General features: G+C 69.2%; 22 protein-coding genes. 7 read left to right on the top strand and 15 right to left on the bottom strand.

Going from position 1 to position 24,743, the window contains the following annotated elements:
* Window positions 1–37 precede the first annotated feature (37 nt).
* The 14 genes from Q0Q47_RS09510 to Q0Q47_RS09445 all read right to left on the bottom strand — a co-directional run bounded on the left by Q0Q47_RS09510 (window position 38) and on the right by Q0Q47_RS09445 (window position 14,691).
* A complete protein-coding gene (locus Q0Q47_RS09510) occupies window positions 38–1,273 on the bottom strand; it encodes a DUF6596 domain-containing protein (protein ID WP_293857960.1) in 1,236 nt (411 codons plus the stop codon).
* Window positions 1,274–1,276: 3 nt separating this feature from the next.
* A complete protein-coding gene (locus Q0Q47_RS09505) occupies window positions 1,277–1,645 on the bottom strand; it encodes a YciI family protein (RefSeq protein WP_293857957.1) in 369 nt (122 codons plus the stop codon).
* A 41-nt stretch (window positions 1,646–1,686) separates the two neighbouring features.
* On the bottom strand, window positions 1,687–2,148 hold the full coding sequence (locus Q0Q47_RS09500; protein WP_293857954.1) for a hypothetical protein: 462 nt from the start codon (window positions 2,146–2,148) through the stop codon (window positions 1,687–1,689).
* Window positions 2,149–2,374: 226 nt separating this feature from the next.
* Complete coding sequence (locus Q0Q47_RS09495) at window positions 2,375–3,034, bottom strand: hypothetical protein (protein WP_293857951.1); 660 nt, start codon at window positions 3,032–3,034, stop codon at window positions 2,375–2,377.
* Between the two features lie 169 nt (window positions 3,035–3,203).
* Window positions 3,204–3,818 (bottom strand): cysteine hydrolase, encoded by a 615-nt coding sequence (locus Q0Q47_RS09490; RefSeq protein ID WP_293857948.1) that lies wholly within the window; start codon window positions 3,816–3,818, stop codon window positions 3,204–3,206.
* Window positions 3,819–3,879: 61 nt separating this feature from the next.
* On the bottom strand, window positions 3,880–5,772 hold the full coding sequence (locus Q0Q47_RS09485; RefSeq protein WP_293857945.1) for a methyl-accepting chemotaxis protein: 1,893 nt from the start codon (window positions 5,770–5,772) through the stop codon (window positions 3,880–3,882).
* Window positions 5,762–6,079: a hypothetical protein gene (locus Q0Q47_RS09480; RefSeq protein ID WP_293857942.1), complete on the bottom strand. Its 318-nt coding sequence runs from the start codon at window positions 6,077–6,079 to the stop codon at window positions 5,762–5,764. The genes Q0Q47_RS09485 and Q0Q47_RS09480 overlap by 11 nt, the downstream gene beginning before the upstream one ends.
* A 102-nt stretch (window positions 6,080–6,181) precedes the next feature.
* Window positions 6,182–6,799, bottom strand: coding sequence for a bacteriochlorophyll 4-vinyl reductase (gene bchJ / locus Q0Q47_RS09475; RefSeq protein ID WP_293857939.1), 618 nt, complete (start codon window positions 6,797–6,799; stop codon window positions 6,182–6,184).
* Window positions 6,800–6,838: 39 nt separating this feature from the next.
* Window positions 6,839–8,503, bottom strand: coding sequence for a magnesium-protoporphyrin IX monomethyl ester anaerobic oxidative cyclase (gene bchE, locus Q0Q47_RS09470; protein WP_293857936.1), 1,665 nt, complete (start codon window positions 8,501–8,503; stop codon window positions 6,839–6,841).
* Window positions 8,504–8,815: 312 nt separating this feature from the next.
* The gene (locus tag Q0Q47_RS09465; RefSeq protein WP_293857933.1) at window positions 8,816–11,062 is read right to left on the bottom strand and encodes a molybdopterin cofactor-binding domain-containing protein; all 2,247 of its coding nucleotides are present in this window, start codon (window positions 11,060–11,062) and stop codon (window positions 8,816–8,818) included.
* Window positions 11,063–11,065: 3 nt separating this feature from the next.
* The gene (locus tag Q0Q47_RS09460; protein WP_293857930.1) at window positions 11,066–11,521 is read right to left on the bottom strand and encodes a (2Fe-2S)-binding protein; all 456 of its coding nucleotides are present in this window, start codon (window positions 11,519–11,521) and stop codon (window positions 11,066–11,068) included.
* A gap of 201 nt (window positions 11,522–11,722) precedes the next feature.
* Window positions 11,723–12,397, bottom strand: a complete 675-nt coding sequence (locus Q0Q47_RS09455; protein ID WP_293857927.1) for an amino acid ABC transporter permease — start codon at window positions 12,395–12,397, stop codon at window positions 11,723–11,725.
* Between the two features lie 235 nt (window positions 12,398–12,632).
* The gene (locus Q0Q47_RS09450) at window positions 12,633–13,433 is read right to left on the bottom strand and encodes an ABC transporter substrate-binding protein (protein WP_293857924.1); all 801 of its coding nucleotides are present in this window, start codon (window positions 13,431–13,433) and stop codon (window positions 12,633–12,635) included.
* A gap of 64 nt (window positions 13,434–13,497) precedes the next feature.
* Complete coding sequence (locus Q0Q47_RS09445; RefSeq protein ID WP_367278228.1) at window positions 13,498–14,691, bottom strand: pyridoxal phosphate-dependent aminotransferase; 1,194 nt, start codon at window positions 14,689–14,691, stop codon at window positions 13,498–13,500.
* A 258-nt stretch (window positions 14,692–14,949) separates the two neighbouring features.
* Between Q0Q47_RS09445 and Q0Q47_RS09440 the strand changes: the two genes are divergently transcribed.
* Genes Q0Q47_RS09440 through Q0Q47_RS09415 form a run of 6 tightly spaced genes read left to right on the top strand, consistent with a single transcriptional unit; the run spans window position 14,950 to window position 22,217 of the window.
* Complete coding sequence (locus tag Q0Q47_RS09440) at window positions 14,950–16,584, top strand: AMP-binding protein (RefSeq protein ID WP_293857918.1); 1,635 nt, start codon at window positions 14,950–14,952, stop codon at window positions 16,582–16,584.
* Window positions 16,585–16,595: 11 nt separating this feature from the next.
* Window positions 16,596–18,911, top strand: a complete 2,316-nt coding sequence (locus Q0Q47_RS09435; RefSeq protein ID WP_293857915.1) for a bifunctional salicylyl-CoA 5-hydroxylase/oxidoreductase — start codon at window positions 16,596–16,598, stop codon at window positions 18,909–18,911.
* On the top strand, window positions 18,908–19,696 hold the full coding sequence (locus Q0Q47_RS09430; protein WP_293857912.1) for an SDR family NAD(P)-dependent oxidoreductase: 789 nt from the start codon (window positions 18,908–18,910) through the stop codon (window positions 19,694–19,696). The genes Q0Q47_RS09435 and Q0Q47_RS09430 overlap by 4 nt, the downstream gene beginning before the upstream one ends.
* A 38-nt stretch (window positions 19,697–19,734) precedes the next feature.
* Window positions 19,735–20,574, top strand: coding sequence for an enoyl-CoA hydratase family protein (locus tag Q0Q47_RS09425; RefSeq protein WP_293857909.1), 840 nt, complete (start codon window positions 19,735–19,737; stop codon window positions 20,572–20,574).
* Between the two features lie 18 nt (window positions 20,575–20,592).
* A complete protein-coding gene (locus Q0Q47_RS09420; protein ID WP_293857906.1) occupies window positions 20,593–21,783 on the top strand; it encodes an acyl-CoA dehydrogenase family protein in 1,191 nt (396 codons plus the stop codon).
* A complete protein-coding gene (locus Q0Q47_RS09415; RefSeq protein ID WP_293857903.1) occupies window positions 21,780–22,217 on the top strand; it encodes a RidA family protein in 438 nt (145 codons plus the stop codon). The genes Q0Q47_RS09420 and Q0Q47_RS09415 overlap by 4 nt, the downstream gene beginning before the upstream one ends.
* Before the next feature lie 190 nt (window positions 22,218–22,407).
* Here Q0Q47_RS09415 and Q0Q47_RS09410 read toward each other — a convergent pair whose 3' ends face one another.
* Window positions 22,408–22,632, bottom strand: a complete 225-nt coding sequence (locus Q0Q47_RS09410; RefSeq protein WP_293857900.1) for a hypothetical protein — start codon at window positions 22,630–22,632, stop codon at window positions 22,408–22,410.
* A gap of 176 nt (window positions 22,633–22,808) precedes the next feature.
* On the opposite strand from Q0Q47_RS09410, the gene Q0Q47_RS09405 reads away from it, so the two are divergent.
* A complete protein-coding gene (locus Q0Q47_RS09405) occupies window positions 22,809–24,647 on the top strand; it encodes an ABC transporter ATP-binding protein (RefSeq protein ID WP_293857897.1) in 1,839 nt (612 codons plus the stop codon).
* The last annotated feature ends 96 nt before the right edge of the window (window positions 24,648–24,743 follow it).

Below are 24,743 nucleotides of genomic sequence, written 5' to 3'. Positions count from 1 at the left end.
ACCATCTCCGATTGTCGGGCCGCCATGGTGGACGGGGTCAACCGGCGCGGTCAACGCCTTCGGTGGTGGGTCGCGCGGAGGCGAGGAGATAGGCGCGCAGCCGCGGGTGCTCGGTCAGCCCAATGGCCCGTTCGAGCGCCTGGCCCGCCTCGTCCGGCCGGCCGAGTGCCTCGAGGCAGGCACGACGCGTCACCCAATAGGGCTGGTAGCGCTCCTTGCCGTCGCTCTCGATGGCGTCGAGCTGGTCCAGGGCGCGGGCCGGATCGCCGGCGTCCAGCGTGGCGGCGGCCTGGCCCACCCTGTTGCCGAGGGTCGGCGCGTGGGCCACCAGCATCCGGTACAGGAGCCCGATGGCCTCGTGGTTCAGGTGGCCGACGATCGGGCGCTGGACGTGCACGGACTGGATGGCCGCTTCGCACTGGAAGCGTCCGAACCGGCCGGCCTTCGACGCGAGCGTCAGCAGGGCGTCGGCCTCGATGATCAGGTCACGGGTCCACCGCCGGGCATCCTGGGCGGCGAGCGGCACGAATGCGCCCGCGGCATCGAAGCGGGCCGGCCGCCGCGCCTCGCAGAACAGCATGAGCGAGAGCAGTCCCTTGGGCTCCGGATGGTCCGGCAGCAAGGCCGCCACCAGACGGCCCAGATAGATCGCCTCGCCCGAGAGGCCCTTCTCGTCGCCGTCCGCCCCCGCGATGGCATCCCAGCCCGTGCCGTAGGCGCCGTAGATGGCCTCCAGCACGTCGGCCACGCGCAGGTCGAGGTCGGCCACGTCCGGCACCTCGAAGCGCAGCCCGGACGCGCCGATCCTGGCCTTGGCCCGGACGAGGCGCTGCCCCATCGCCGCGGGCTGGACCGCGAAGGCCGAGGCGATGCGGGCGGCGTCGAGCCCCAGCACCGTCTGCAGCATCAGGGGCGTGCGGATGGACGGGTCGATGTCCGGATGGGCGCAGACGAAGAGGAGCTTCAGGCGCTCGTCGGGAAAGTCGGATGCCGCCTGCGCGTCTCCCAGGCGCATCAGGATCTCGCCCGTGGCGGCCTCCGACACGCGCCGGGACCGCCGGGTGTTGGCCAGCCGGTTGCGGGCGGTCGTCACCAGCCAGGCCTCGGGATTGGCGGGAATGCCCCGCGCGGGCCAGGTGGCCAGCGCCGCCGCGAAGGCGTCGGCGAGGGCGTCCTCGGCCGCCGCCAGGCCCGTCCCGCGCGCGGCCAGCATCGCCACGAGGCGGCCATAGGACCGCCTCGCCACGTCCTGCGCTGTCTGCCCGGCGTCCATTCGTCAGGCCGCGGGCGGTGCCGGCATCACGAGCACGGGCCGCACCTCGACCGAGGCATAGGCCGCCGACGGCGCCTTGAGGGCCCAGGCGATGGCGGCGTCCAGGTCCGGCACCTCGATCACGAAGTAGCCGCCCAGCTGTTCCTTCGTTTCGGCGAAGGGGCCGTCCTGGATCTGTCGCTGGCCGTCGCGCAGCCGCACGGTGGTGGCCGTCTCGGGGCCGAGAAGCCCGTCGCCCTTCACGATGACGCCTGCCGCCGCCATGGCGCCGATGAAGGCGTTCCAGCCTCCCCAGTACTCGGCCGCCTGCTGCGGATGGTTGCGCTTGGCGAATTCCTCGGCCGTCTCGTTCAGGATCAGCATGTACTGCATGGTCTGGATTCCCCTTGTCTGTCGTTGGTTCGGGTCGCCGGTCAGCGCAGCAGGCCGTGGCGTCGCGCGTGGACGGCGACGGCCAGGAGACCCGCGGCGATCGCCACGACGGTGGACAGGATCGCGAACTGGCCCGGGAAGGCGGCGAACACGCCATGCACCCAGTCGCCGGTGAACAGGGCGACATAGGCCGCGAGCGAGACCGAGAGCACCGGCACGGCCCACCGGCGACGCATCAGCATCAGGATGCTGCCGGCGAGACCGCCGAGCACCCCGATCGCGAAGGCTGCCGTCATCCATCCCGGCAACCCAACATAGAGCGTGGCCTGGGCCGCCGACAGGCCCTGCGCGATGAGTTCGTCGCGGGAGGCGAACGACGTCGCGGAAAAACGCTCCAGCCCGAAGACGTTCCAGGCGACGCCGAGCGCGGCGGAGGCGAACAGGACGATTGCGGGACGGGACCGGCCGCGCCGTGCGTCGGACGCGAAGCTTGCCATGGACATGGGGGACTCTCCTCACGGTGTCCGGCCCCGCCATGGGTCCGGATACCGCGATGACACCCATGCCGCCGGCATTTCGACAGCACGCGACAAAAAAATGACCCGCCGGGTTCGGGCCGCGGCGGGTCGGAAGGGATTTGGAGGTTACGCGAATTCAAGTGACGGGATGATGATCCTCAAACCTTGGCCTCTTTGCGGTGCGTTTGCGCACGTCCCGGGGCATGGGGCGTCAGGAAACGCCACCGGTGTGGCGGCCCCCGTCGTCGTACGGCCAATGCAGGCCATGCCTGGAATAATAGGCTCGGGCCTCGTTGGGTTCCGCGAGGTAGGTGACATCGCCCAGGTTGAAGGCGACGAAACGGTCGGGACGCCCGGACCCGCCGGCAGGCTTCACGCCGGGGTTCTTCGGGTTGTTGAAATCGTCCTGGGCACCGTGCTGGATCTTCGACTGCAGGCCGACCTTGGAATTGAGCTTGCGGATGATCTCCTTGGCCTCGGCCATCAGCGCGCTGCGCGGGTTCTTCGGGTCGACGCCCGAAAAGAAGATCTTTTCGTAGCTGTTTGCTCCGGCGAGCCGGTAGACGCACATCAGGTCGTAGTCGGAGACGCGCAGGCTGCCGTCCGGCATCTCGACGAGGCCTTCCTCGTTCGACTTCTGCTTCACGACCAGCGGCTTTGCGGGGACGTGGCCCTGGAAATAGCGGGCCTGCCGCTTGGGGCACCGCACGATGATGAGCAGCGCCTCGCGGATGGTGAAGATGCGGAAGTGCTCGATGTCGGCCGGGCTCATTCCGGTGAGACGCGACATGTGGATGTCGCTGTCGGCGATTCCCTGGATCCCGGCATCCGTCTCGAAGGCGGCCGCACGTCCCCATTCCGATCGCGCCATGGGTCAGGTCCTCGCAGGTTCCGATACAAATGACCCGCCGGGTTCGGGCCGCGGCGGGTCCAGGACGTTGGGAGGTTACGCGACGTCGTCTGATGCTTCCAGAATGCCGCACATCGAGGCGGCCCGCTGTGCGCAAACGCACACGCCGGCGCGGCGGCGGCCAGTCGGCTCAACCGTCCCGCGCCGGCCAGACCGCGAGGAGTTCGTCGCAGGTGGCGGTCTCGATCTGCAGGCTGAAGCGCGACGCATAGAGCGCCAGCAGGCTGTCGTGCCCCTCGTCGGACGAGGAGCACACGGCGTCGGTGACCACGATCACGCGGTATCCGAGGTCGACGGCACCCAGGCACGTCGCCAGCACGCACATGTCGGTCTCCGCGCCGGACACGACCACGGTGTCGCAGCCCCGCGCCGACAGCCTGCGATGGAGCCGGCCGTCCGCGAACGCGGAGTAGGTGGGCTTGTCGAACACCTCGGCCGGCGGCGCCAGCCTGGCGAGAGCCGGCATCAGGTCGACCAGGGCGGGATCGAGCCGGTCCAGCGTGGCGTCGCGCCAGCGCTCGTAGTAGGCGCGCCAGCGGCCCGGACGATCCTCGGGCCTGTGCGGGGGCATGAAGCGGGAGAACACGGTCCGCTCGGGCGCGCGTTCGGCCAGGCGGGCCACCACCGGCAGGACCCGCTCCATCCACGGCGTGGGCCAGGGGCCGTCGTCCGAGAACAGGCGCTGCATGTCGATGCACAGATGCACCGCGCGCGGGCCAGGCGGGTCGAAGCTCTTGCCGGACATGACGGCTCCACGGTCGTGGAGCCGCTCAACGTCCGCTGCGGGAGGCCGTTCCGGGTTCGCGTCAGAACTCGTCCCAGCCGCCTTGCGGCCGCCCGCCCGCCGCGGCGCGGGCCGGGCCCGGCTTGGGGGCCGAGGACCGGGGCGGCGAGGGCCTGGTTGCGGCGACCTTGGCGGCCGGCGGCGCGGCGGCGCCGGGGCGCGCCGCGCTGAAGGCCTCGCTGGCCAGCTTGCGCAGCCGGTCCGGCTCGCTGGTCGGGGCGACGGCGCGGTTCACGGGCGCGGCGTAGCGTGTCCGGAAACTCGCGACCAGGGAGTCCAGGTGCTGGATCTGCGACTCCATGGCCCCGGCGGAGGCCGCGCTTTCCTCGGCCAGCGCGGCGTTCTGCTGGGTCATGTCGTCCATGTGGGCGACGGCCTGGCTCATTTCGTCGATGCCGTTGGCCTGCTCGGCCGAGGCGGTCGAGATCTCGGTCACGGTGTCGGCCACCCGCTGCGATGCGCCGACGATCTTGCCCAGCGCCTCGCCGGCGGACCGCACGAGCTTCACGCCCTCTCCGACCTCCTGGGTCGACGAGCCGATCAGCGCCGAGATGTCCTTGGCCGCGTCGGACGACCGCTGGGCGAGAGTGCGGACCTCCGACGCCACGACCGCGAACCCCTTGCCGGCTTCGCCGGCCCGCGCCGCCTCGACGGCGGCGTTGAGGGCGAGGAGGTTGGTCTGGAACGCGATGTCGTCGATGACGGAGGTAATGTCCGTGATCTTCTGCGAGGCCTGCTCGATCCGGGTCATCGCGTCGACCGCCTGCGTGACGATCGCACCGCCGTCCTGCGCCACCTTCATCGCTTCCTCGGCGAGGTCGACGGCCTGGCGGGACGATGCGGCGGACGCCTTCACGGACGCCGCCAGCTGCTCGGTCGTGGCGGCGGTCTCCTCGAGCGAGGACGCCTGCTCCTCGGTGCGGCCCGAGAGATCGTCGGCTCCGGCCCGGATCTGCCGGGCCGACACGGCGACGTCCCGGGTCGTGCCCTGGATCGAGGACATCGTGGTCGACAGGCGCTCGATCGTGTGGTTCACGGCATCGCGCAACTCGCCGAAGCGGCCGGGATAGGCCGTCTTGATCTCCTGGGTGAGGTCGCCCTCGCTGAGCGCGTTCAGGACGCGCAGGAACTCGGTGTTGGCGCTGTCGATGGACGTCGTCATCTCGTTGAGACCCTGGACCAGGGTGCCCAACCGGCCGAGCTCCGGGGGGATCTCGGGCCGGACCGTGAAGTCGCCGGCCTTCGCGGCGGCGACGATGGCGCCGACGGTGCCCAGCACCTTGTCCTCGGTCTGGGCGCGGGTGGTATCGACCTGGCTGCTCATCGTCAGCCGCTCGGCTTCGGCGGCCTCGCGGGCTGCGAGCGCCGCCTGCACGCGGCTCGCATCGGCGTCCATGCTGGCGAACGCCTTTCCGAGGTTCCAGCACAGCATGATCAGCGCTCCTGCCTCGATGAGCAGGATGACGGCGTGGATCACCACACGGCCGAAGTCGGCCCCGTCCGGGAAGACCGCGGCCGGATAGGCGAAGTTCAGGACGAGGTGGTGAACCGCGACGAAGACCGTGCCGAGCACGATCGAGGGCGGGCAGCACCATCCCGCGGCGACCGCCAGGGCGGCGAAGAAGGCCATGTGCATGTCGGGCTGGAGGTGCGTTCCCTCCGCCGCCAGGACGAGGAGGGCCACCTGCGCGAGCAGGACGACGGTCGAGGTCCAGCGCGTCGCGTCTCCCGTCGGCGACATCCGCCAGAAGACCGTGGCCAGCACGGCGAGGCCGATGGCGACCGTGGCGATCATGACCGGAGACCGGCCCAGGAGGGTTGCCACGACGCCCGCCACGATGGCCGCCACCCAGATGAGCGCCACCATGGGGCCGGCGAATTTCCGGCGCAGCTGTTCGAGAGTGCTATCGGACATCTTGACCTCGGCTTGATGGAGCCACCACGGAACACCCCGGGAACGCCCCGGCATCGACGACCAGCCAGTAGCCCTGGCCATGGAGACGGGACACGAAATCGGGACCGCCGGGCAGGGCCACGGCGACGTTGTCGCCGACGGTGCGCACCAGCGATCCGCCCGCCTGCGCGACGGCGCGGACCAGGTCCGCCTGCCCGGAGGACAGGCCGATCACGGCGACCGGGTCGTCCTCCGATGGCGTCAGGCCCAGGGCGGCCGTGGCGGTGGCCAGCACGCAGGTGAGCGTGAGCGCCGCCGCAAACGGCAAGGCGCTTCCTGTATTCTTAGGTAGATTGTTTTTGATATTTTCCAAAACGGACCCGTCGCTATACTTCGCGACGAGTTATGGCGGAAAATCCTGAATTAGATTCTAACCTACGGTTGTCAGTATAAACCGGCACGACCCATGGCCGCAGGCCTCGCAGTGCGTTTCCGTGACACGTGCCGCCATGCCGATTGCTCCGGCGAACAAGCCCTCGAAAACGGCGGCGTAGTAGGTGCAGGCGGGGGCGTGCGTCGTCACGAGCCTGGCGACCGGAGAGTTCTCGATCTGCAGCACGAGGTCGGGCTCGAACGCGTAGGTGAAGACCCCGCTGCCCGCGAAGGTCCAGGCATGGCGTGCGACCGCGCGGGCGAGAATGCGCAGGGCCAGCCGGCGGGGAAGGCGCCGGAGGATCCACTGCGCGGCCCGCGGGATCCGGTTGGCCAGCAGATAGTCCGCGGTCAGGCGTCCGGCTTCCCGCGAGATCGCTGCCGCGCGCTCCTCTCCCGCAAGGACGTGGAGCGCCTCGTGCAGGGCCGCGACGTCGTGCTCGTCCACCATGGCGGTCGGCGGCGCGGCGAGATGGCGCAGGCAGCCCGCCCGGCGGAACACGGCGAGGCGCAGGTCCGGGTCGCCGGCCAGGGCTTCGGCGACCCGCGTCACCGCGTTCGGGCCGATGCGGCCGGTCCGAGGCCGCGTCTCGTGGTGTCGCAGCGGCTTGTTCATGACGCAGTCTCCCGGCAGGCGCGGCCGTGACGCCCCCGATCAGGCCTGTGGCCGGTCGTCTCCGCCGCGCGACGCGTGCACGATCGGCACGCGCAGTCCCGGGCGCGGCGGAGGCGCGTCGTCCTCCATCTGCTCGTGGCTGCCGCCGCAGGCCATGAGCTGTTCCGGCGACTGGGCCGGCTTGGGCTTGCGGTTGTGGGTGGTCTGCCACTCGACCTTGTCGGGGTCCGGCCTCGTCCGCGTCTTGTCGAAGTGGAAGTCGACCTTCTTGCGCGACTGCGGGCCCCAGTAGTCGACCTTGCCGAGGTCGTAGAACTTGCGTTCGAAGCCCGCCTTGAGGAACGCCTTGAGGCAGCCCAGCAGATAGCGTCGCCGCTCGCCGCTGCCGGCCCAGGGATAGGAGAACAGCGCCTTCTTCATATAGAAGCGGCGGTAGTTGTTCATCACCCGGTCGAGCAGTTCGCCGCGGTCCATCGCCTCGGGCTTGATGATCGGCGTGACGAAATTGTACTTCTCGAAGTCGAAGATCTCGACCTTGTCGCCCAGGTCGTTGAACAGGTCGGAGAACGGCCAGGGCGTGTACATCGACCAGTTGGCCAGGTCCGGCTTCCAGTCGCAGGCCATCTTGTAGGTCTCTTCCAGCGTCTCTGCCGTCTCGTTCTCGAGGCCGACGATGAACTGGGCTTCGACGACGATGCCGGCGTTGCGCAGCAGTTCCACCGCCCGCTTGTTCTGGGCGATCGTCGTCTCCTTGTTGAACAGGTCGAGCTTCAGCTGCGCGGCGGCCTCGGTGCCCAGCGAGACGTGGATGAGACCGGCCTTGCGATAGAAGGGCAGCAGGTCCTCGTCACGCAGGATGTCGGTGACGCGGGTGTTGATGCCCCACAGGATGTTGACCTCGCGCTTGATCAGCTCTTCGCAGAAGGCGACGAACTTCTTCTTGTTGATGGTCGGCTCCTCGTCCGCGAGGATGAAGAAGCCCACGTCGTGGTCGCGCTTCAGCGCCTCGATCTCGTCGACCACCTTCTTGGGGTCGCGGATGCGGTAGTCGCGCCAGAACTTCCACTGGCTGCAGAACGAGCAGGTGAAGGGGCAGCCGCGCGCCATGTTCGGGATCGCGACCCTCACGCCCAGCGGGATGTAGATGTACTTGGACCAGTCGAGCACGCTCCAGTCGGGCGAGATCGCGTCGAGGTTCTTGACGGTGGGCGCGGCCTGCGTGGCCATCACCTTGCCGTCCTCGATGAAGGCGAGCCCCTTGATGGACTGGCGATCCCGGGGCCAGCGCCCGTCGTCGATGCAGCGGGCGAGCTCGGTCATGATCTCCTCGCCCTCGCCGCGCACGATGGCGTCGATCCAGGGCGCCTCGGCCAGCACCTGCTTGTACATGAAGGTCGCGTGCACGCCGCCGAGCACCGTCACGACGTCCGGCTTGATCTCCTTGGCGATCTGCAGCACCCGCTCGGCCTTGTAGATCGACGGCGTGATCGCCGTCGTGCCGACCACGTCGGGGTTCGCCGCCGCGATCATCTCGCGCAGGCGATCCTCCTCGATGCCGTTGGTCATGGCGTCGATGAAGCTGACGTCGGTGAAGCCCGCGTTCTTCAGCGAACCCGTGAGGTACGCGACCCACGCCGGCGGCCAGGCCCCGGCGATCTCGGCTCCGCCGGAGCGGTAGTTCGGGTGAATGAAGAGGATGCGCATGGGGTGCACCTGGGCCGGAGGAGAATGGCCCAGCGGACACCCGCGTGTGTCAACTTGCATTGACACACATCAACGACATACTGCGTTGACGATGAGAGGGGCAGCCTGCGGTGGTGCGAGCGCCTCAAAGGTGGGCAGTCGCTTTGCTCACCCTCTCCGTCGTCCTGGCCGGGCTCGGCCCGGCCATCCACGACTTCGGCCCAGCAGCGCAAGTCGTGGGTGCCCGGGCCAAGCCCGGGCATGACGCTCGGAGGGTATCAGAAAAACAATGGAGAGCCGGACCGAGGGCCCGGCTCCCCGTGTTGCAGTCCGTCAGGCCGGCAGACCCGCCTTGATGCGGTCCGGCGTGAACGGCAGGTCGCGGAAGCGCACGCCGCAGGCGTCGAAGATCGCGTTGGCGAGCGCCGCCGCCGTGGGCCCCTGGGAGGCTTCGCCGGTGCCGAGGAACGGCGCGTTGGGCCGGTCGATGTGCACGATGTCGACGTGCGGGACCTCCTCGAACGTAAGGATCGGATAGGCTTCCCAGTCGCTGCTGCGGATGCCCTCGCCGTCGAACTTCACCGCCTCCTTGAGCGACCAGGAGAGCGACTGGATCAAGCCGCCCTCGAGCTGGTTGGCGATGCCGTCCGGGTTGACGATCTCGCCGGAGTCGTTGGCGATCGTGGCCCGCAGCACCTTGATCGACCCATCCGACGGGTCGACCGAGACCTCCATGGCGATCGCCGTGAAGGCGGCGAGGTTCTTGTAGCGGGCGAAGGCGATGCCACGCCCATGGCCGGCCTTCTTCTCCCACTTCGACCAGCCGAAAGCCTCGGCCGCCTTGGTCAGCACGTCCCGGCCGCGTTGGTCCTTCAGGTAGCGCAGGCGGTACTCGACTGGGTCGGCCTTGGCCCGCGCCGCGAGCTCGTCGATGGAGCTCTCGATGGCGAAGACGTTGGCGTAGGCGCCCAGCCCGCGCGTCGAGGAGGCGCGCACCGGCATCTGCGTGATGAAGTGCGTCGTCACCTTCTGCCCGGGGAATTCGTAGAGGGCGATGGCGTTGCGGTCCGCCGCGTAGTTGGGCGGGCCACCGTTGACCGGCACCGGGCGCTCGAAGGGCTTCTCGAGGTAGCCCGCCGCCAGCATGTTGCCCGCCTGGCCGGACGGGCGCACGCCGTGCGAGGTCGACCACAGGTCGTAGGTCCAGTCGAGGATGTTGCCGTCCGCGTCCACGTCGGCCTTCACCTTGAGCAGCATGGCCGAGCCGTAGGGCTCCCACTTGTGCTCGTCCCGGCGCGACCACTGCACGCGCACCGGCGTGCCGGGCACGGCGCGCGCCAGCAGCGCGGCGTCGGCCGCCACGTCGTCGGCACCGTTGTGGCCGTAGCAGCCCGAGCCCTGCATGTGCTGGCAGCGGACCTTCGAGGGCTCCAGGCCCAACATCTTGGCGATGGCCGTGCCGGTCTCGAACACCGACTGGCTGTGCGTCTGGATGAGCAGGCTCCCCGCGGCATCGTAGGTGGCGACGGCCGTCGACGGCCCGATGGTGCCGTGCATCTGGTAGGGGCGCTTGTAGGTCTGCTCGACCGTCGCCGCCGGCGCGGGGCCGCCGCTGCGCTTCTGGTCCTTGATGACCGTGTCCTTGCTGGGCGTGGCCAGCAGCCAGTCGTAGATCGTCTCGCTGGTCGGGCCGCCGGTCTCCACGTCCCACTTCACCACTTGGCTGAGCTTCGAGGCGGCGGCCAGCGCCTGCTCCTCGCGCCTGGCCACGACGCCGAGGAAGCTGCCGTCGCGCACGACCTTGATCACGCCGGGCATCGACTCGACGGCCGCGGCATCGATCGCTGCGAGCTTCGCCCGGGCTGCCGGCGGACGCACCACCCGGCCGTGCACCATGCCGGCCGGCCGGTAGTCATGGACGTAGATCGCCGTGCCGGTGACCTTGGCCGGGATGTCGACACGGCCAAACGGCTTGCCGATGTAGCGGCGCTCGGAGGCGGGCTTCATGGCCGCCGTGCCGGAGGCCTGCACCTCGAGTTCCTGGCCCTTCACCAGGTCCCAGTAGGTCACGGACTTGCCGTCGGGCGCGGTCACCTTGCCGTCGGCCACCTTCAGCGTCGCGGCCTCGGTCCCGAGGCTCTTGGCGGCCAGCGACAGCAGGAGCGCGCGGGCTTCGGCCGAGACCTGCCGCACCGCGGTGCCGCAGTTGGGCATGGAGAAGGACCCTGCCGTCACGCCCTCATCAGGCACGAGCGCGGTGTCGCCGGAGATGAGCTTCAACCGCTTGATGTCGATGTCGAGTTCGTCGGCGCAGAGCTGGCTCACCGCGGTCAGGATGCCCTGGCCGAGTTCGACCTTGCCGACGAGCAGCGTCACCGTCTGGTCGGCGTTGATGCGCAGCCAGGAGCTGATCTTCGGCCACTGCTTGAGATCGCCCTGGAGGTTGGCATTGCCTTGCTGCTGGGCGAAGGCCTCGGGCCCCAGCAGGCTGAAGCCCAGCGCGATGAAGCCGCCGGCCTTCAGCATGGAACGGCGGGACGGCGCGCCGAAGACGGCGTCGGTCAGCGTGATGTCGTTCATGGCTCAGGCCTCCCTGGAGGCGCGCAGCACGGCGCGAACGATGCGGTTGTGGGCGCCGCAACGGCAGAGGTTCTCGTTCAGGGCGCTGCGGACCTTGGCCTCGGTGGGCTTGGGATCGAAGTCGAGCAGTGCCTTCGCCTTCATGATCATGCCGGGCACGCAGTAGCCGCACTGGGCCGCCTGCTCGTCGATGAAGGCCTGCTGCAGCTTGCTCGGCTTGTCGATGGTGCCGAGCCCCTCGACGGTGAGGACCTCCTTCTCGCCCACGTCGGCCAGCGTGATCTGGCAGGAGCGTGCGGCCGAGCCGCCCACCGTCACGGTGCAGGCGCCGCACTGGTCGAGCCCGCAGCCGAACTTCGGACCGTTCAGCCCGATGTCGTTGCGCAGCACGTAGAGGAGGGTCGTCGATTCCGGCACGTCCACGTCGTGAACGCGCCCATTGACCTTGAGCCTGGCCATTGCCGTTTCCTCGCCCATGACCGCCGTTCAGGCCGGCGGCCTTCTGGTTCATTGCCGTGCGGACCGACCCGCGCGTCCCCATGGGCGTGCGCCGGCTCACGTGAGCCCAGACTAGTGAGCGCTGCCGGCCGCATCAATGAAACGGCCATACCGGTCACGCAGATCTGAACCGGCGCAATGCATGGCACAGGGGGAGGATCGTCAGCGCGACTTCTGCTGCTGGGCCCGGGTCTCCAGCCACCCCACCAGCCGCACCAGCGGCCAGAGCAGGACGAGATACACCAGCGCGGCGCCGATCAGCGGCGTGGGGTTGGCGTTGAGCGCCTGCGCGTCCTGCGCTTCCTTGAGGAGTTCGGGCAGGGCGACGACCGAGGCGAGCGAGGTGTCTTTGAAGATGGAGACGAAGTTGCTGGTCTGCGGCGGGATGACGATCTTCATCGCCTGCGGCAGCACGACCTTGTAGAGCACCAGCGGGAAGTGCATCCCCAGCGCCTCGGCGGCCTCGAACTGCCCCTTCGGCACCGCCTCGATGCCGGCGCGGAACACCTCGGACGAATAGGCCGACAGCACCACCGAGAGGCCCATGATCGCCGAGGTCCAGGCCGACAGGCGGATGCCGACGAACGGCAGCGCGTAGTAGATGACGATCAGCACCACCAGCATGGGCAGGGCGCGAAACACGTCGACGTAGACGACGCAGGCAAGCCGCAGGGGGCGCGGCCCGTAGAGCCGGAACAGGGTGACGAGGAGCCCGACGATCGTCCCGCAGATGATCGACAGGATGCCGAGCGTCAGCGTGGTCACGAGGCCGCGCAGGAGCGCCGGGAAGCTGCTGAGCAGCACCTCGGGATTGAAGAAGGTCTCGAGCAGCGTCATGGAGGGCTCCGGCGGCAAGCACCGCGGACCATGCAAGGATGGAGCCGCCTGGCGGGACTCCTGCACACGTCAGGGAAGCCGAGCTGAACCATGAGCCTGCGTCCTTCGACACGCCGCAGGCGGCTGCTCAGGATGAGGCCCGTTGTTGAAGCACAACAACCAGTTTCCTCATCCTGAGCAGGCCGCAACGCGGCCGTGTCGAAGGACGCCCAAACTCAGAGCGCGGCGGAGGCACTCACTCCTTGGGGAGCGGGCGCTCCTGCATGGTCGAGCTGTCGGCCGGGGCGTCGGTGCCGAACCACTTCTTGTGGATCGCGCCCAGCGTGCCGTCCTTCTTCATCGCGGTGATGGTCGTGTTGACCTTCTCGAGGAGCGGATGGCCCTTCTTCATCATCAGGCCGTACTGCTCGCCCGTCTTGATGCGGGCGGTGACCGCGAGGTCCTTCATCTTGACGAAGGAAAACTCCATGCCCGGGATGTCGCTCACCACGCCGTCGACGCGGCCGGCGGCGAGGTCGAGGAGCATCTCGGTCTGCTGGTTGTAGCCGCGGATGGTGGCCACGCCGTACTTGGCCTGGTTCTCCTTGGTCCACTTGTCGCCGGTCGAGGTCGACAGCACGCCGATGGTCTTGCCCTTCAGCTCTTCCGCGCTGTTGATGGGCTTGGCCTTCTGCGAAGCGATGCCGAGGTCGCTGTCATAGTGGGCCTGCGTGAAGGACTGGCTCTTCAGGCGCTCCGGCGTGATGGTGATCGAGGCCATCGCCATGTCGATGCGGCCCGAGCTCGTGGCGGCGAAGAGCGCCTGGAAGCCCGAATCCTGGAACTCGATGCCGATGTTGAGACGCTTTGCGATCTCCTTCGCCATCTCGATCTCGAAGCCCTCGAACTCGCCCTTCTCGTTCTTGAACTGCCACGGCGGGTTGGCCGGGTAGGCGCCCACGACGATCTTGTCCTGCGCCAGCGCGGGACCGGCGAGCGCGGCGCCGAAAGCCAGGGTGGCGGCCCACAGGACCGCGCGACGTGCCAGAAGTTTCATTCCCCTCTCCCTCCCGGTTGGACCGGTTTGCATGACCGGCGCAGCATGCGCCGGACCGACTTCCCTACGCCAGTGCCTTCGCGAGCCGATCGAACGCCACTTCGAGCTGGGCCGGATCGCGAGCGATGCAGATGCGCAGGAAACTGGACGACGGCTGGCCGAACATGGAGCCCGGAGCCAGGCCGACGCGCGACGATTCGAGCACCTGCATGCAAGCCTCGCGCGCGTTCGGAGTGTCGGGCAGGGAGAAGAAGATGTACATGCCCCCCTTGGCCTTCTTCGGCAGCCTGACCCGCGACAAACCGCCCATCGCCTCGTAGCCGTGATCGATGCCCTTGCGGCAGCGCTCGCGCATGGTCGCGACGAGCTCGTGCCCCTGCGTGATGGCCGCGTGCGCCGCCGCCTGGATGGGGCCGGAGGTGCCGCTGTTCATCAGCTGGGTCATCTGCGCCACCTGCGGGGCGACGCTGAGGGGATGGGTGAGCCAGCCGCAGCGCAGGCCCGTCATGGCCCAGCCCTTCGAGAAGCTGTTCACCGAGATCGCGAGATCCTCGTCGTCGGCGATCGACAGGATCGACGGCGCCGTCTCGCCCTCGCCGAACCACAGCGGGTTGTAGACCTCGTCGGAGACGATCCAGATGCCGCGCTGGCGGCCGAAGTCGAGGATGGCCTGCAGCTCCTCGCGCGACGCCACCCAGCCCGTCGGGTTGGCCGGCGTCGAGAAGACGATGGCGCGGGTGCGGGCGTCGCAGGCGGCGAACAGCTTGTCGAGATCCAGCTTCCAGTCGTCGTCGACATAGTCGAGCGACACCGGCCGGGCCTCGGCGCCGACCAGGTGGATCAGGTTGCGGATGTTGGGCCACTGCGGCTCGACATAGACCACGTTGGTGCCCATGTCGGCGATGAGCTCCATGGCCATGAGCAGCGCCTGCATGCCGCCCGGCGTCACGGTCGAGCGCTTGCGCTCCATCGGCCGGCCATGGGCGCGCGACTGGTAGTCGGCGATGGCCTCGTTGAGCGGCTGGTAGCCGTGCATGTCCGGAATGTAGAAGGTCATGCCCGCGTCGAGCGCGGCCTTCGCCGCGTCACGGACGAACGGCGGCGTGACCAGGTCGCCCTCGCCGTACCAGAGGGGAATCACGTCGCCGAGCTGGCGGGCGCGCACGGCGAGCTCCGCGATGTTCTCGGTCGAAAGGTCCTGGATTTGCGGGCGGGCATGCCGCAGGGCTTCGTCGTTGCGCGCGTTGCGGCGGTCCATGGCGGCCATCCTCGGGTCCTGTTGCGGGGCGCCTGGCCGGCGTCCCCCGGACACCTCGCCGCACCTTGCGGCGCCTTGCCAAATCACCCCGTGCGGCGAAACCGCATATCGTATCCAGTTAGGGAATGAAATAATTCCAGACCTGTCAACGGGCGGTCGCGGGCCTTGACACGCGGCCCGGGAATTATTTTACATGTTAAATATCTCGGATCGGTTCCGGCCGCGCTTCGAAGGCTGCCGGTGAGGCGGAGAGGATCGATGACGACGGCATCCGGGCATCGGGACAGCTTCGCGCGGGACCGTCTCCCGCCGCGGGAGCAATGGCCCGTCTTCCTGCTCGATCGGCCCGAATACCGCTATCCCGAGCGCCTCAACTGCGCCGTGGCCTTTCTCGACGACGCCGTCGCGGCGGGCCACGGGGACAGGCCGTGCATCCTCTCGCCCGACACGCAGTGGACCTATGCCGAGCTGCTCGGGCAGGTGAACCGCATCGCCAACGTCCTGGTCGACCGCTTCGGCCTCGTCTCCGGCCACCGGGTGATGCTGCGGGCGCCCAACAACCCCATCATGGTCGCGACCTATCTGGCGGTCATCAAGGCCGGCGGGATCGTCGTGGCGACCATGCCGCTGCTGCGGGGCCGCGAGCTCGCGGCCATCGCGGACAAGGCCGAGATCGGGCTCGCGGTGTGCGACCACCGCCTCATGGACGACATGCGCAAGGGCCAGGAGATGGCCCCGGTGATCGCCCGCATCGTCCCCTTCGGCGACGGCGGGGCGGACAGCCTCGAGACGCTGGCCGCCGCGGCCTCCGACCACTTCGACGCCTGCGACACGGCGGCCGACGACGTCTGCCTCATCGGCTTCACCTCGGGCACGACCGGCGTGCCCAAGGGCACGATGCATTTCCACCGCGACATGCTGGCGATCTGCGACGGCTATGCGCGACACCTCCTGCGTGCCCGTCCCGACGACCGCTTCATCGGGTCGCCGCCGATCGCCTTCACCTTCGGGCTCGGCGGGCTGGTGCTGTTCCCCTTGCGCGCCTTCGCCTCGACCGTGCTGCTGGAGAAGGCGTCGCCGCCCGACCTCCTGACCGGGATCGAGACGTTCCGCGCCACGATCTCCTTCACCGCGCCCACGGCCTACCGCGCCATGATCCCGATGCTGCAGGGCCGGGACATCTCCAGCCTGCGCATCTGCGTCTCGGCGGGCGAGACGCTGCCCAAGCCCATCTACGAGGCGTGGCTGGAAGCGACGGGCCTGAAGATCACCGAGGGCATCGGCGCGACCGAGATGCTCCACATCTTCATCGGCTCCACCCAGGAGGACGTGCGGCCCGGCGCCACGGGCCGGCTCGTCCCGGGCTACGAGGCCCGGGTGGTGGACGACGCCATGAACGACGTGCCGGACGGGCAACCCGGCCGCCTCGCCGTGCGCGGCCCTACCGGCTGCCGCTACCTCGCCGACGAGCGCCAGACGGTCTATGTGCGCGACGGCTGGAACATCACCGGCGACACCTATGTCCGCGACGCCGACGGCTACTACTGGTACCAGGCGCGCAACGACGACATGATCATCTCGGCCGGCTACAACATCGCCGGGCCGGAGGTCGAGGCGGCCCTGCTCACCCATCCCGCCGTGAAGGAATGCGGCGTGGTCGGCCAGCCCGATCCCGAGCGCGGCATGATCGTGAAGGCCTACGTCATCCTGGCCGACGGCTTCAGCGGCGATGCGTCGCTGGCGACCGAGCTCCAGGACCATGTGAAGCGAGAAATCGCTCCCTACAAATACCCCCGGTCGGTGGAGTTCGTGGCTGAGTTGCCCCGGACCGATACCGGCAAGCTACGCCGGTCGGTTCTGCGCGAGCGCGCGAGCGGCCACATCCCGGGTTGAGGAGACTACCCATGCGCATCGTCTGTATCGGCGGCGGCCCCGCCGGCCTGTATTTCGCCCTGTTGATGAAGCTCCTGAACCCGGACCACCGGATCACGGTGGTGGAGCGCAACCGCCCCTACGACACGTTCGGCTGGGGCGTGGTGTTCTCCGACGCCACCATGGAGAACATGCGGCAGTGGGACCCGAAGTCCGCCGCGGACATCGAGCAGGCCTTCAACCACTGGGATGACATCGAGGTCATCATCAAGGGCAAGGCCATGCGCACCACCGGGCACGGCTTCGTCGGCATCGGCCGCAAGCACATGCTCAACATCCTGCAGGCGCGCTGCGAGGAACTGGGCGTCGAGCTCCTGTTCGAGACCGAGGTCGACAGCGACCTCGACTTCCCCGACGCGGACCTGGTCATCGCCTCGGACGGCGTCAACTCGAAGGTCCGCATCAAGTACGCCGACGTCTTCAAGCCGGACATCCTGGTCCGCCCGAACCGCTACATCTGGCTCGGCACCAACAAGATCTACGACAGCTTCACCTTCGATTTCCAGAAGACCGAGCACGGCTGGTTCCAGTCGCACATCTACAAGTTCGACGAGGAGACCTCGACTTTCATCGTCGAGACCACGGAGGAGACGTTCCTGGCGCACGGCCTGGACACGGCCGACCAGGAGCAGTCGATCGCCTTCTGCGAGAAGCTGTTCTCCGACGTGCTCGGCGGCGCCAAGCTGATGACCAACACGCGCCACCTGCGCGGGTCGGCCTGGCTGAACTTCAACCGCCTGATCTGCGACCGCTGGTCCCACTTCAACGGCCGCAGCCACGTGGTGCTGATGGGCGACGCCGCCCACACCGCCCACTTCGCCATCGGCTCGGGCACCAAGCTCGCCTTCGAGGACGCCATCGAGCTCGTGCGCCAGTTCAAGACGCTGGGCGACACGACGGACAAGATCCCGGCCGTGCTTGAGGCCTATGAGGACGTGCGCCGGGTCGACGTGGCGCGCATCCAGAACGCCGCGCGCAACGCCATGGAGTGGTTCGAGGTGGCGGGCGACCGCTACTGCGACCGGCTCGAGCCCGAGCAGTTCATGTACTCGCTGCTCACCCGCTCGCAGCGCATCAGCCACGAGAACCTGCGCCTGCGCGACAAGGCGTGGCTGGAAGGCTACGAGCGCTGGTTCGCCGGCCATTCCGGCGTCCCTGTAGCGGCCGGAGCCTCGCCTCCCCCGCCGATGTTCACGCCCTTCTCCATCCGCGGCCTCGCCCTCAAGAACCGCATCGTGGTGTCGCCGATGGCGGTCTATTCGGCCAAGGACGGCGTGCCGAACGACTTCCACATGGTGCATCTGGGCAGCCGCGCCATGGGCGGGGCCGGGCTCGTCTTCGGCGAGATGACCTGCGTTTCCGCCGACGCGCGCATCACGCCCGGGTGCCTCGGCCTGTGGAACGACGAGCAGCAGGCGGCCGGGAAGCGGATCGTGGATTTCGTCCACGCCAACAGCGAGGCCAAGATCGGCCTGCAGCTCGGCCACGCCGGCCGGAAGGGCTCGACCCGCGCGGCCTGGGACGGCATCGACGAGGCTCTGCCCGAGGGCAACTGGCCGCTGATCGCCGCCTCCGCCCTGCCCTACCTGCCGCACGGCCAGGTGCCGCGCGCCATGACCCGCCAGGACATGGACCGGGTGAAGGACGACTTCGTGAACGCCGCGAAGCGCGCCGCCGCCATCGGCGTGGACATCCTCGAGTTCCACGCCGCCCACGGCTACCTGATGGCGAGCTTCCTCTCGCCGCTCACCAACACGCGGACCGACGAGTACGGCGGCTCGCACGAGAACCGGGCGCGCTACCCGCTCGAGGTGTTCAAGGCGATTCGCGCCGTCTGGCCGGCCGACAAGCCGATCAGCGTGCGCCTGTCCTGCCACGACTGGACCCCGGGCGGGAACACGCCGGACGACGCCGTGGTCTTCGCCCGCATGTTCAAGGACGCGGGCGCCGACCTCATCGACTGCTCGTCGGGCCAGACGGTGAAGGAGGAGAAGCCGGTCTACGGGCGCCTCTTCCAGACGCCGTTCTCCGACCGCATCCGCAACGAGGTGGGCATCGCGACCGTCGCCGTGGGCGCCATCTCCGAGGCTGACCACGCCAACTCGGTCATCGCCGCCGGGCGCGCCGATCTGTGCGCCATCGCCCGGCCGCATCTCGCCGATCCCGCCTGGACGCTGCACGAGGCGGCCAAGATCGGCTTCGGCGGCGTCGCCTGGCCGAAGCAGTACCGCTCGGCGCGCGGTCAGTACGAGTCCAACCTCGCCCGCGCCGCGACGGCGCCCAAATGAGCGAGGGCGGCAAGCTCGCGGGCCGGCACGCGCTCGTCACGGGTGGTGGCAGCGGCATCGGCGCGGCCATCGCCAGGGCGCTGGCCGAGGCCGGCGCCACGGTGACGCTCGCCGGCCGGACCATCGCCCGCCTCGAGGGGACCCTTGCGGGCCTCCCGGGGCCCGCCCCGCACGGCTGCGTGCCGATCGACGTCACGGACGGCGAATCCGTGCGGGCCGGCTTCGCCGCGGCGGAGGCCGAGCGCGGGCCGATCGACATCCTGATCGCCAATGCGGGCGCCGCGCCGAGCGCGCCCTACACCCGCATCGACCGCGCGGCCTGGGACCAGGCTCTCGCGGTGAACGCGACCGGCGCCTTCCTGTGCATGCAGGCCGCGCTGCCGGGCATGGTGAAGCGCGGCCGCGGGCGCGTCGTGGCCGTAGCGAGCACCGCCGGTCTCAAGGGCTACGGCTACGTGGCCCATTACGTGGCCGCCAAGCACGCCGTCATCGGCACCGTGCGGGCGCTGGCCGCCGAGGTCGCGGGCAGTCCGGTCACGGTGAACGCCGTCTGCCCGGGTTTCACCGAGACGCCGCTGCTCGACGGCGCCGTCGACACCATCGTGTCGAAGACCGGCCGCAGTGCCGAGGAGGCCCGCGCGGCGCTGGCCAGGAGCAATCCGCAGGGCCGTCTCGTGAAGCCCGAGGAGGTGGCCGACGCCGTCCTCTGGCTCGTCGGCGACGGCGCCGCATCGATCACCGGGCAGGCCATCGTGGTGGCCGGCGGCGAAGTCATGGCAGGTTAACGGTCGTGACCGACCGGACGGAATGAAGGACGACTGACATGGACACGATGCGCGACCACCTGCGCCCCTTCCGCGACTATGCCGCCCGGCATTTCCGCTGGGAGTCGGATGCGAGCGGACGGGTGGCGACCCTCACGCTGAACCGGCCGGACAAGAAGAACCCGCTGACCTTCGAGTCCTATGCCGAACTGCGCGACCTGTTCCGCGACCTCGCCTACGCGTCAGACGTCCGCGCCATCGTGCTCACCGGCGAGGGCGGGAACTTCTGCTCGGGCGGCGACGTGTTCGAGATCATCGAGCCGCTGACCCGCATGAGCATGCCGGACCTGCTCGCCTTCACGCGCATGACCGGCGACGTGGTCAAGGCCATGCGCCGTTGCCCGCAGCCGGTGATCGCGGCGGTGGACGGCATCTGCGCCGGCGCCGGCGCCATCCTGGCCATGGCGTCCGACATGCGGCTGGCGACGCCAGCCGCCAAGACGGCCTTCCTGTTCACCCGCGTCGGTCTCGCCGGCGCCGACATGGGGGCCTGCGGGATCCTGCCGCGCATCATCGGCCAGGGCCGGGCGGCCGAACTGCTGTTCACGGGCCGCGCCATGAGCGCCCAGGAAGGGCACGCCTGGGGCTTCTACAACACGATGCACGAGCCGGCCGACCTGCTGCCCGCCGCCCAGAAGCTCGCCGGCTCGCTCGCCGACGGCCCCTGGTTCGCCCACGGCATCACCAAGACCATGATGAACCAGGAATGGGCCATGGGCATCGAGGAGATGATCGAGTCCGAGGCCCAGGCCCAGGCCGTCTGCATGATGACCAAGGATTTCCGCCGCGCCTTCGAAGCCTTCGCCGCCAAGGCGAAGCCCGCCTTCGAGGGCAACTGACGTGCAAGGTCTGCAGCCATGATCGACACGACGGGCCGCCCGGACGCCTCCCATCTCGATTGGCCCTTCTTCGGCCCGGAGCACCGCGCCTTCGCCAAGCGCCTCGATGACTGGATCGCCGAGGGCGGGCTGGCCGGCGTCGATCACGGCGACACGGACGGGGCCTGCAAGTCGCTGGTGACGCGGCTCGGCGAAGCCGGCTTCCTGGCGCCCTGCGTGCCGGAGGCCTTCGGCGGCGCCCGGCCGGTGCTCGACTCGCGGCTGCTGTGCCTGGCGCGTGAGCGGCTCGCCTATGCCGACGGGCTCGCCGACTTCGCCTTCGCCATGCAGGGCCTCGGCACCGGCGCCATCAGCCTCGCCGCCCATCCCGACCTGCAGAAGCGCGTCCTGCCGGCCGTCGGCGAGGGGGCGATGATCTCGGCCTTCGCACTCTCCGAGCCCGAGGCAGGCTCCGACGTCGCCGCCATGGCCTGCGCGGCCCGGCGCGAGGGGGACCACTACGTCCTCGACGGCGAGAAGACCTGGATCTCCAACGGCGGCATCGCCGACGTCTACACCGTGTTCGCGCGCACCGGCGAGGCCCCGGGCACCCGCGGCATCTCGGCCTTCGTCGTCTTCGCGGACACCCCCGGCTTCTCGATCGCCGAGCGGATCGACGTCATCGCGCCGCATCCGCTGGCCCGCATCCGCTTCGAGAACTGCCGGATCCCGGCGAGCCACCTCATCGGGGCGCCCGGCGAAGGCTTCAAGATCGCCATGCGCACGCTGGACATCTTCCGCGCCTCGGTCGCCGCCGCCTCGCTCGGCTTCGCCCGGCGGGCGCTCGACGAGGCGCTGGGCCATGTCCGCACGCGGCCGATGTTCGGCGGCCGGCTCGCCGACCTGCAGCTGACGCAGGCGGCGCTCGGCGACATGGCGGCCGGCATCGATTCCGCCGCGCTGCTCATCGTCAGGGCCGCATGGCGGCGCGACGTCCAGGGCCTGCCCACCACCAAGGAGGCGGCCATGGCGAAGATGACCGCCACCGAGACCGCCCAGCAGGTGATCGACCGTGCCGTCCAGCTCTTCGGCGGACGCGGCGTGCGCAGCGGCGAAATCGTCGAACGGCTCTACCGCGAGATCCGCGCGCTGCGGATCTACGAGGGTGCCACCGAAGTCCAGAAGCTCATCATCGCGCGCGAACTGCTGCGCGACGGGGGAACGCGATGACCGACAAGACGTCCAACGGCCACGGCGCCGTCGAGCCCGTCCACACCATCCTGCAGCCGGAAGGCTGGGCCAAGCCCATCGGCTACGCCAACGGCGTCGCCGCGCGCGGACGCACCATCTTCGTCGGCGGCCAGATCGGCTGGAACGCGCAGTGCCAGTTCGAGCACAAGGACCTCGTCGGCCAGACGCGCCAGACGCTCGAGAACATCGTCGCCGTGCTGGCGGAAGCCGGTGCCGGGCCCGAGCACATCACGTCGATGACCTGGTACCTGGTCGACAAGAAGGACTACATCGCCAAGCGCCGCGAACTCGGCCGCGCCTACAAGGAGGTCATCGGCCGGCACTTCCCGGCCATGGCCGCCGTGCAGGTCGTGGCGCTCGTCGAGGACGAGGCGCTGGTGGAAATCCAGGCCACGGCGGTCCTGCCGGACTGACGTTACTGCGCCGGGTGCCTTTCGACGCCTTCCGACAAAGGCCGCCGACCCTCCGAGCGTCATGCCCGGGCTTGCTCCGGGCACCCACAACTTTGCCGGGGCCGTCGCGAAGTCGTGGATGGCCGGGCCGAGCCCGGCCAGGACGTGGTGAGTGAGCCTGCAGATGCAGGTGGAACGAGGTCTTTGAAGCTCAAAGCTTCCCGTCGTCCTCGCGGTTCGTCGCCGTGTCCTGCAGCTGCTCGATCTGCGTGCCCTTGCCGTCGAGCCCTCGCTCCGGCCCGTGTGACTTCTTGTCCCGGTTGGAGAGAACCATGTTCTCCTCGACGAGATCCTTGGGCACATCCGTCATGGCGCCGACGCCCGCGCCCTTGCCATGCCCGCCCACGCCCATCGATTTCTTGCTCGCATTGGCCATGATCGTTCTCCTTCCTGGGGAGCTTGAACGCGCGGGTCGCCGGGAAGTGCCCGAGCGGGAGGCATGCATGCTCGCCATGCAACAGTGCTCCGCGAATGCACGCGCCCATCTTTCCGTGGCGGGACGGCTCGCCTAGTCTCCCGGGCTCGCGCCGGCCAGTGCGCTTCGAGCCCCCCATGTTCCGCTATTTCGAAAGCCTGATCCTGCCCACGGCGATTCCGGCTCCCGGTGCGCCGCCGCAGGGGCTCGGCCGCTTCATCTGGCACTTCGCGGGCCAGGTCCGCGGATCTCTGGTCGCCCTGCTCGTGCTCGGCATCTGCCTCGCCCTGCTGGACGCCGCGGTGCCGGCCTTCATCGGAAAGCTCGTGGATCTCGTGGCGCACGAGGAGCGCGCGGCGTTCTTCGAGAAGGCCTGGCCGGTCCTGGCGCTGATGGCCGCCACGGTCCTGGTGGTGCGCCCGGCCGTGGTCAGCATCCACGCCATGGTGCAGTTCCAGTCGGTCATGCCGGGGCTCACCAACCTCACGCGCTGGCAAAGCCACATCCACGTGGTGCGCCAGAGCATCGGCTATTTCCAGAGCGATTTCGCGGGACGCATCGCGAGCCGCGTGATGGAGACGGGCTACGCGCTGCGCGCCAGCGTCGTGTCGATCATCTCCGTCGTGCTCTACATGGCGGCCCTGGCGCTGACGAGCCTCATCGTCCTGGGGCGGGCGGACGTCCGGCTGATGATTCCGATCCTCGGCTGGGCCGTCGGCTACGTGCTGCTGCTGCGCTGGCTGGTGCCGCAGATCCGCAAGGCGTCGACCGACATCGCCTATGCGCGCTCCACCCTGACGGGCCGCATCGTCGACAGCTACACCAACATCCTCACGGTGAAGCTCTTCGCCAATGGCGAGCTCGAGGACGACTATGTCCGCAAGTCGCTGGACCGGCACACGCGCATGATGCGCGTGCAGATGCGCGGATTCACGAGCCTCACCATGGGACTGGCCTGCCTGTCGGGCGGGCTCCTGGTCGCGACGGGCGCGATCGCGCTGACGCTCTGGCAGCGCGGCGAGATCGGCATCGAGATGGTGGCGACCGCCCTGCCGCTCACCCTGCAGCTCTCCTCGACCGCCGGCCGCGTCGCGATGGAAATCACGTCCGTGTTCGAGCAGTTCGGCACCGTGCACGAGGGCATGGACACGGTGGCCAAGCCCATCCGCGTCACGGACCGGCCGGACGCGGTGGCGCTGCCGATCAGCAAGGGTGCGGTCACGTTCGACCACATCAGCTTCCACTACGGCCGCGACAGCGGCGTGATCGAGGACCTGACCCTCGACATCAAGCCGGGCGAGAAGGTGGGCCTCGTCGGGCGCTCGGGCGCCGGCAAGTCGACGCTGGTGAACCTGCTGCTGCGCTTCCACGACCTCGAGAAGGGCAAGATCCTGATCGACGGCCACGACGTGCAGTTCGCCACGCAGGAGAGCATCCGCGCGCAGATCGCCGTCGTGACGCAGGATACCTCGCTCCTGCACCGCTCGATCCTGGAGAACATCCGCTACGGCCGGCCGGACGCCACGCCCGAGGAGGTCGAGGCCGCCGCACGCAAGGCCCACGCGCACGAGTTCATCCTGGAGCTCGAGGACTGGGCCGGCCGGCGCGGCTACGACGCCCATGTCGGCGAGCGCGGCGTGAAGCTCTCCGGCGGCCAGCGCCAGCGCATCGCCATCGCCCGCGTGATCCTGAAGAACGCGCCGATCCTGATCCTGGACGAGGCCACCTCGGCCCTCGACAGCGAGGTCGAGGCCGCGATCCAGGAGCAGCTGGAGAACCTCATGGAGGGCAAGACGGTGATCGGCATCGCCCACCGCCTCTCCACCATCGCCCGCATGGACCGGCTCGTCATCATGGACCGCGGCCGCATCGTCGAGCAGGGCACCCACGCCGAACTGCTCGCGCTCGGCGGCCACTACGCCACCCTGTGGCGGCGCCAGTCGGGCGGGTTCATGACCGACGACGACGAGGTCTAACGGGCACCTGTTCAGCTCGCATCAATCTCTCAGCCGTCATGGCCGGGCTCGGCCCGGCCACCCACGACTTGAGGACGGCCCCGGCAAAGTCGTGGA

It is taken from the genome of uncultured Alsobacter sp., from assembly GCF_945952055.1.
GTDB lineage: Bacteria > Pseudomonadota > Alphaproteobacteria > Rhizobiales > Beijerinckiaceae > Alsobacter.
Note: the sequence above shows the minus strand (reverse complement) of the source record. Positions and strands in the feature narration are given on the sequence as shown.

Excerpts from the sequence above, each read along its gene's own strand:
- Q0Q47_RS09510 (WP_293857960.1), bottom strand. The coding sequence starts at position 1,273 with ATGGACGCCGGGCAGACAGCGCAGGACGTGGCGAGGCGGTCCTATGGC.
- Q0Q47_RS09505 (WP_293857957.1), bottom strand. The coding sequence starts at position 1,645 with ATGCAGTACATGCTGATCCTGAACGAGACGGCCGAGGAATTCGCCAAG.
- Q0Q47_RS09500 (WP_293857954.1), bottom strand. The coding sequence starts at position 2,148 with ATGTCCATGGCAAGCTTCGCGTCCGACGCACGGCGCGGCCGGTCCCGT.
- Q0Q47_RS09495 (WP_293857951.1), bottom strand. The coding sequence starts at position 3,034 with ATGGCGCGATCGGAATGGGGACGTGCGGCCGCCTTCGAGACGGATGCC.
- Q0Q47_RS09490 (WP_293857948.1), bottom strand. The coding sequence starts at position 3,818 with ATGTCCGGCAAGAGCTTCGACCCGCCTGGCCCGCGCGCGGTGCATCTG.
- Q0Q47_RS09485 (WP_293857945.1), bottom strand. The coding sequence starts at position 5,772 with ATGTCCGATAGCACTCTCGAACAGCTGCGCCGGAAATTCGCCGGCCCC.
- bchJ (WP_293857939.1), bottom strand. The coding sequence starts at position 6,799 with ATGAACAAGCCGCTGCGACACCACGAGACGCGGCCTCGGACCGGCCGC.
- bchE (WP_293857936.1), bottom strand. The coding sequence starts at position 8,503 with ATGCGCATCCTCTTCATTCACCCGAACTACCGCTCCGGCGGAGCCGAG.
- Q0Q47_RS09465 (WP_293857933.1), bottom strand. The coding sequence starts at position 11,062 with ATGAACGACATCACGCTGACCGACGCCGTCTTCGGCGCGCCGTCCCGC.
- Q0Q47_RS09460 (WP_293857930.1), bottom strand. The coding sequence starts at position 11,521 with ATGGCCAGGCTCAAGGTCAATGGGCGCGTTCACGACGTGGACGTGCCG.
- Q0Q47_RS09455 (WP_293857927.1), bottom strand. The coding sequence starts at position 12,397 with ATGACGCTGCTCGAGACCTTCTTCAATCCCGAGGTGCTGCTCAGCAGC.
- Q0Q47_RS09450 (WP_293857924.1), bottom strand. The coding sequence starts at position 13,433 with ATGAAACTTCTGGCACGTCGCGCGGTCCTGTGGGCCGCCACCCTGGCT.
- Q0Q47_RS09445 (WP_367278228.1), bottom strand. The coding sequence starts at position 14,691 with ATGGACCGCCGCAACGCGCGCAACGACGAAGCCCTGCGGCATGCCCGC.
- Q0Q47_RS09440 (WP_293857918.1), top strand. The coding sequence starts at position 14,950 with ATGACGACGGCATCCGGGCATCGGGACAGCTTCGCGCGGGACCGTCTC.
- Q0Q47_RS09435 (WP_293857915.1), top strand. The coding sequence starts at position 16,596 with ATGCGCATCGTCTGTATCGGCGGCGGCCCCGCCGGCCTGTATTTCGCC.
- Q0Q47_RS09430 (WP_293857912.1), top strand. The coding sequence starts at position 18,908 with ATGAGCGAGGGCGGCAAGCTCGCGGGCCGGCACGCGCTCGTCACGGGT.
- Q0Q47_RS09425 (WP_293857909.1), top strand. The coding sequence starts at position 19,735 with ATGGACACGATGCGCGACCACCTGCGCCCCTTCCGCGACTATGCCGCC.
- Q0Q47_RS09420 (WP_293857906.1), top strand. The coding sequence starts at position 20,593 with ATGATCGACACGACGGGCCGCCCGGACGCCTCCCATCTCGATTGGCCC.
- Q0Q47_RS09415 (WP_293857903.1), top strand. The coding sequence starts at position 21,780 with ATGACCGACAAGACGTCCAACGGCCACGGCGCCGTCGAGCCCGTCCAC.
- Q0Q47_RS09410 (WP_293857900.1), bottom strand. The coding sequence starts at position 22,632 with ATGGCCAATGCGAGCAAGAAATCGATGGGCGTGGGCGGGCATGGCAAG.
- Q0Q47_RS09405 (WP_293857897.1), top strand. The coding sequence starts at position 22,809 with ATGTTCCGCTATTTCGAAAGCCTGATCCTGCCCACGGCGATTCCGGCT.